General features: G+C 57.9%; 6 protein-coding genes. 3 read left to right on the top strand and 3 right to left on the bottom strand.

Annotation, left to right across the window (positions count from 1 at the left end; translation table 11 throughout):
• The first annotated feature begins 382 nt into the window (after positions 1 to 382).
• Positions 383 to 835: a thiol-disulfide oxidoreductase DCC family protein gene (locus tag QMX91_RS05675; RefSeq protein WP_282412383.1), complete on the top strand. Its 453-nt coding sequence runs from the start codon at positions 383 to 385 to the stop codon at positions 833 to 835.
• 8 nt (positions 836 to 843) lie between these two features.
• Here the strand turns inward: QMX91_RS05675 and QMX91_RS05670 are convergent, their stop codons facing one another.
• A complete protein-coding gene (locus QMX91_RS05670; RefSeq protein ID WP_150367996.1) occupies positions 844 to 1,332 on the bottom strand; it encodes a DUF2269 domain-containing protein in 489 nt (162 codons plus the stop codon).
• 2 nt (positions 1,333 to 1,334) lie between these two features.
• Positions 1,335 to 2,450, bottom strand: a complete 1,116-nt coding sequence (locus QMX91_RS05665) for a saccharopine dehydrogenase NADP-binding domain-containing protein (protein WP_282412382.1) — start codon at positions 2,448 to 2,450, stop codon at positions 1,335 to 1,337.
• 136 nt (positions 2,451 to 2,586) lie between these two features.
• On the opposite strand from QMX91_RS05665, the gene QMX91_RS05660 reads away from it, so the two are divergent.
• Positions 2,587 to 3,621, top strand: a complete 1,035-nt coding sequence (locus QMX91_RS05660; protein WP_098968348.1) for an FAD-binding oxidoreductase — start codon at positions 2,587 to 2,589, stop codon at positions 3,619 to 3,621.
• A gap of 115 nt (positions 3,622 to 3,736) precedes the next feature.
• Positions 3,737 to 4,858: an SMP-30/gluconolactonase/LRE family protein gene (locus QMX91_RS05655; RefSeq protein WP_282412381.1), complete on the top strand. Its 1,122-nt coding sequence runs from the start codon at positions 3,737 to 3,739 to the stop codon at positions 4,856 to 4,858.
• Positions 4,859 to 5,003: 145 nt separating this feature from the next.
• Here QMX91_RS05655 and QMX91_RS05650 read toward each other — a convergent pair whose 3' ends face one another.
• On the bottom strand, positions 5,004 to 6,083 hold the full coding sequence (locus QMX91_RS05650; protein WP_282412380.1) for an SDR family oxidoreductase: 1,080 nt from the start codon (positions 6,081 to 6,083) through the stop codon (positions 5,004 to 5,006).
• Between the last annotated feature and the right edge of the window lie 32 nt (positions 6,084 to 6,115).

Raw genomic sequence — 6,115 nt, 5'->3', positions numbered from 1 at the left:
ATTCTACAGCGTTACACGCTGCTGTCAACACCTCTTTTTCTCCGCTTTCGACCGAGAAGATCGAACCGTCAAAAGAGCCAAACATCACCGCTCTTTCAACTCCTTCCAGGCTTCGATGAACTGAAGCAAGCCACTGCCGAAAACTGCGTAACTCGTTGAATCTCAAGGAGTTTTCCGTTTCGACTGCGCCGGAAGTGGGGCGAATTATAGACCTCCTGAATCTGCCGTCAACCGTTAATTTCAGTTTTCTATCAATGCACCGAAAAAGCCTGCTTATATATAGACGCACCGTCAACAGATGCGCAGCATACGGCCCATCGCCTAAAACAACGCCTTCGGATGATGCCTCACAATGACAGCCCAACTTCCTGGATCCCGGCCCTTGCCCGGCTCCCGAATACGCCCTACCCCAGCGCCCCTGCTCAATCCAGGCGAGACCGTGGTGCTGTTCGACAGCGTCTGCAAGCTATGCAACGGCTGGGCGCGTTTTCTGATTCGCCACGACAACAAACAGCGAGTGCGCCTGGCGGCAGTGCAATCGCCAGAAGGTCAGGCCTTGCTGGCATGGGCCGGTCTCCCGGTGGACGAATTCGACACTATGGCGGTGATCCGCGACGAGCATTACTGGGTGCGCTCCGATGCGTTCTTCGAAGTGATTGCACAACTGCCGGCTCGTTGGTCGCCGATCACGCTTCTGCGAGTTTTCCCACGAGCACTTAGAGACTGGACCTACGACCGCGTGGCGCTGAATCGTTATCGGATCTTCGGCAAGTACGACACCTGCCTGTTACCCGACCCCGATCACGAACGACGCTTTCTCAAGTCGCCAATGTGAATGCTCAGCTACATCAACTGCAGCCACTGCCCCGGCGTCATCTTCGTCACCATCATCAAAACAATTACGAACATCCCGAGAAACCCGCAAACGCCCATCCAGAACCACTGCCGATAAACAGCCCGGTAATCAGCATCAAGCCTTGCGCCACATTGCACCGCGTCCGCCGCCATCCCCAGCAAACGTTTCTGCAGCAACAGCACCGGCAACCAAAGCGAGCCCACTATAAAGAACAGGATCAGCGACATCAGCACCCAGTCCGTGGTCAAGGGCAACCCGGAAAGCCTTGTCAGCCAATAACCCGTCGCGATCTGGATGAAGCCCGCCGGCGTGGTGATCCAGGCGTCATAGCGCACGACCATCTTTGCCACATGTGCAATCACTTGCGGATTGGCCGTGCGACTGGCGGCGATCAGGTACAGATAGGAACCCATGCCGAAGCCGAAGAGGAAAATCGCAGCGATGACATGCACGTACTTCACGCTCAGATAAAGCATGCTCAACGCATCCCGTCAGAGAACATCACGGACAGGCCAAGATTCTGCGGATCGTTGATCGCTGCCATGTATTCGTCGACGCTGATCTCACCGACACAAGGACGGGCCCCCGATTCGGGCAAGTAACCTCGAGCGATCTTCGCGGCCAGAGCGACGGCAGCACAACTAGGGATCTCCGGCCCCTTGTCATTCAGCGCGGTCAGTTGCGCCATCATCGACAACGGCTGGTCGTTCAAGCCGACACCTCGCACATCTATATACATTGCACTTTTGCCATCACCGAAACGCTCAAACCATGTCCCCCAGCGATGCAACCGGGCCGCCCACACCCTGTGGTCACGCACCAGCCCTTTCCTCATCCCCAGTGCAAACAGATAATTGGCCACGCCGCCGAGCTTGAGGCCAGCGCCTGCCTTGAAACTCAACGTGTGCGCACCAAACCGGCTGGCAAAGATGTCCATGTCCGGCACATCAACATTGGCCAGCGCACGAGTACCCAGGTTCTGCAGCTTGCGCAGGGTCAGGTCTTCCCAGCCCATCACCTCATGCACTTGACCATTGCGCAGTTGGCGGATCGGTTTGCCCGCATACGCCAGTACACCCTCAATCGTCGACAACCCCGGCATTTTCGCTGACGAGGAAATGCCGTGCTCGATCGAGTTGATGCGTTTGAAGTGATGGCGCTGCTCATCGATGATCGCCGACGACAGCGTCGGCACCGAACTGCAACCACTGAGGATGACGACACCGGCCTCCCTCGCCCGTGCATCGAGTGTGCCGATGCCATTGACGAACGTCCGGCAGTCCGCCAGATCGCAATAATTGACGCCCGCCTCGATGCAGCTTTCGGCCACTGCATAGGATTGCCCCTGAAACGGGCCGCCCGTGTGAATCACCAGTTGAATATTCATTGCGCGCAGAGCAGCGGTGAAACCGGCGCCCATCGCATCACCACACCAGCGCTCGCAGCTCGCCCCCAACTCAGCGACCTTGCGCTCCAGCTTCTGCGGATCGCGCCCCGAGATCGCCAGTTCGACGCCCGGCATGTCGATCAGATGCCGACAAACGATACTGCCAAAGTTTCCATACCCGCCAACCACCAACACCCTGAGTGCCATCAACGCTTCCCTGAACAATTCAACAACTGACCCGTAACCGGATTCGGCGCAGCTTCCCTGATATCACCGGGTCAGGCAAGCCTGCGTCAAAGGGCGGCGATGTAGTAACGTCAGCGCCTCGACAACGGAGGTTGATATGAGTAAACGAATCATCGTCATCGGCGCGGGAATCGTCGGCGCGTCAGTTGCGTATCATCTCGCCGCGAAAGGTGCACACGTCATAATGGTCGAGGCCGGTGAGATTGCGTCCGGTGTGACGGGCCGCTCCTTCGCCTGGATCAATACTTCGCACGGCGGACCGGATTCCATTGCGCCGTTGCGCGCAGCGGCCATCGCAGAATACCGCCGACTCGAATCCGAGCTGCCGGGGCTGAAGGTGCGCTGGACCGGTGCGCTGTCTTACGGCGATGGCCGGTTTCAAGCGCCTTCTATATATAGCGCGCAGATTCTCGAGCTTGAACCCAACCTCAAACATCCTCCAGAACGGGCGTTCTTTGCCGCCGAAGAAGGCGCGCTGGATGCCGTGCAGGCAACGCGGGCCTTGATTGCAGGTGCGCAGGCGCAAGGAGCGACTCTGCTTACCCATACGCCAGTGCTCGGTTTGCAGATTCTGGACGGTATCGTCAGCGGCGTGATCACTGCGACGGGCAAGCACGATGCCGACGTTGTCGTACTGGCAGCCGGAACCGCCACCCCGCTGTTGGTGGATCAACTGAACGTCACCCTGCCCATCGACGCCTCACCCGCAATATTCATCCGTTACAAAACCCAACCCCAACGAGTGAACACGATCATCTCCAGCCCCGAAATGGAAATCAGGCAAGACACTGACGGTACGTTGCTCGCTGCAGAAGACTACGTAGATGAGGCGCCGCAAAACAGCGCGCAAGCCATCGCACAGAGAACGGCCAAAGTCATCCAGCACGAACTGCACGGGGTGCTATCCATAGAGCCGCAAACGGCGTGCGTCGGCCTCAGACCAATGCCTGTCGATGGCATTCCAGTCATTGGCTATCTGCCGAACCTCAGCGGTGCCTATGTTTGCGTCATGCATCCGGGCGTGACATTGGCGGCAGTCGTAGGACGACTGGTGGCCGAGGAGATCGTCGGGGGAGGCTTTGCGACCGCGTTAGCGCCGTGTCGGCCAGATCGATTCCAATCAGCGTTTTGAGTAATTCACCCGCGATAAAATGCAGCGCTGGCAACGGCATGCCATCTTGTACGATGTCTTATCACAGGGTATTACTACGTCTCCTCAACAAAAATAAAACCACGGAGATCGCTACATGGACTCATTCCTGTCCGCCAAGCCTCAAAGCCTTGATCAAGCGAAAGGCAATACCCGCCGCAGTTTCCTGAAACAGTCGCTCGCTGTTTCCGCCACGCTCGCCACTGTCGGCAGCGCCGCACTGCCCCGCTTCTCCGATGCCGCCGAACCCTTGAGTCAGCGCTACCCTGATCCACTGATTCATATCCTCGACGACAGTTTCCTGGAGCTACGCGTTTTCAACGCCAGTGTTGAAAAGCTCGCCACCGGCATGCGCTGGGCCGAAGGACCGGTGTGGGTCGGTGATGGCCGCTATCTGTTGGTCAGCGACATCCCCAATAATCGCATCATGCGCTGGGACGAAATCACCGACTCCTTCACGGTGTACCGCGAACACTCAAACTTCTCCAACGGCATGTGCCGGGATCGACAAGGGCGTCTGATCGTTTGCGAAGGCTCCACCACCACTAGCGAAGGGCGCCGCATCACGCGCACCGAACACAATGGCACGATCACCGTGCTGGCCAACAGTTTCGACGGCAAGCCCTTCAACTCGCCCAACGACATTGTCTGCAAAAGTGATGGCTCGATCTGGTTCACCGACCCGCCATTCCAGACCGGCAACAACTACGAAGGCCACAAAGTCACCCCGACCCAACCCCACGCCGTGTACCGCATCGACGGTGAGAGCCAAAAAGTCACTCGGGTAATCGACGACCTCAACGGCCCCAACGGCCTGTGCTTTTCTCCCGATGAAAAGACCCTGTATGTCGTCGAAGGTCGCGCCAAGCCCAATCGCTTGATCTGGGCGATTACGGTGAAAGACGACGGCACCCTGGGTGAACGCCGCAAGCACATCGAAGGCTTGGACTATGCCGCGATTGACGGCATCAAGTGCGACGAAGCGGGCAACCTGTGGTGCGGCTGGGGCGGTAATGGTGATCCCAAGGCCGACCTGGAAAAACTCGACGGCGTGCGTGTTTTCAACTCGCAGGGCAAGGCCATCGGGCACATTTCGCTGCCAGAGCGCTGCCCGAACCTGTGCTTCGGCGGGCGCGAAGGCAATCGACTGTTCATGGCCAGTAGTCACTCGATCTACTCATTGTTTGTGAATACTCGCGGGACTACGTTTGCGTTGTAAAACCGACGTTGGTCTAGCGACAGTTCCGTGAGTATCGAAACAAGATCCTGCCGCGCATCCGAGGCTGCGCGGTGACGATCCTTGTCGCTGAATTGTCGTTCGATAGCATGCCGCCCTGTATCGACGGCGCCGCCCAAGGGAGAAGTCAGAGTGCCTGGCCCTTGGCTATGCAATACGCGTTGACGAACGTTGCCGTGTGCTGCAAAGCCTGACGTATATCCGGTTTGGCTATTCCATGCCTGTTGGCAAATTGCTCGACCGCCGCGGTGTTGAAACGAGTGGTCTGGATAAAGTCCAGGGCTTCGGGTTTTGTATTCAAAAACCACGCGACCGGAGGAATACTCAGTAGCCACTTCAGCAGTCGGAGTGAAATGTGATGTTTGGGAGACTTCAAGCCCAAAGGTTTAGCCACCTGTGCCAGGAGTTCTCGCAAGTTTGGCGTTTGATCATCAAGCGCCAGCAGTTCCTCGCCCACCATGGCAGGATCAAAAGCACAAACAGCCACCAGTTCGACCAGATAATCCACGGTGACCAGTGGCAGCCAGTGCTCGGCGGTACCGGGCACTGCAGTCAGCTTGCCCTGCACCAGGTTGCGTATCAGCGCCACCAGCGGCTGACCGTCGACGATATGCCCGGTGCGGCTGTGGCCACAGACCGTCGCAGGGTGGACAACGGTCATCTCACCACCCTTGGCGGACATGATCTGCTGGGTCGCAAAATGCGCCTCCAGCTTGCTTGCCTCGTATCCACCGACACGTCGGTGGACGGCGGGCCAGTTCGTCAACTCCGGCTGACGAGGATCAATGCCGATGCGTTGCAGATGTTCATGATTGTTCAGCATGTAGCCGCCGATCATCACTAAACGGCTTTTTTGCTCAGCCGCCAACAGCGCCACACGCTTTGCCCCCTGCACATTCACCGCACGAGACTGCTCCATCGAAAGCCCCCATGCGAAGTGAGCGCCCAGATGGAATATGACGCTGGCGCGCCTCAGCACTTCCTGATCAACCAGACTCAGCCCGAGATTGTCCTGTTCCAGATCGCCAGCCACGGCAAATACCCGTGTCGCGCACCCGCCTAAACTATCAACTTGCTCGCGCAACGCAGCCAACCGCTCCGGGCGACGCATCAACACCCGGAGGGTGTGACCTTTTGCACTCAGGTTCGCCAGCAAATGTTGACCGATGAAGCCGGTTCCTCCCGTGACAAAGCACTCCACGCTCATTTCCCTGCTCCTTGTTGAGGGTGAGAAATCAA

It is taken from the genome of Pseudomonas sp. PS01299 (assembly GCF_029960145.1).
Lineage (GTDB): Bacteria > Pseudomonadota > Gammaproteobacteria > Pseudomonadales > Pseudomonadaceae > Aquipseudomonas > Aquipseudomonas putida_A.
This window is presented reverse-complemented; position numbering and strand designations above follow the sequence as displayed.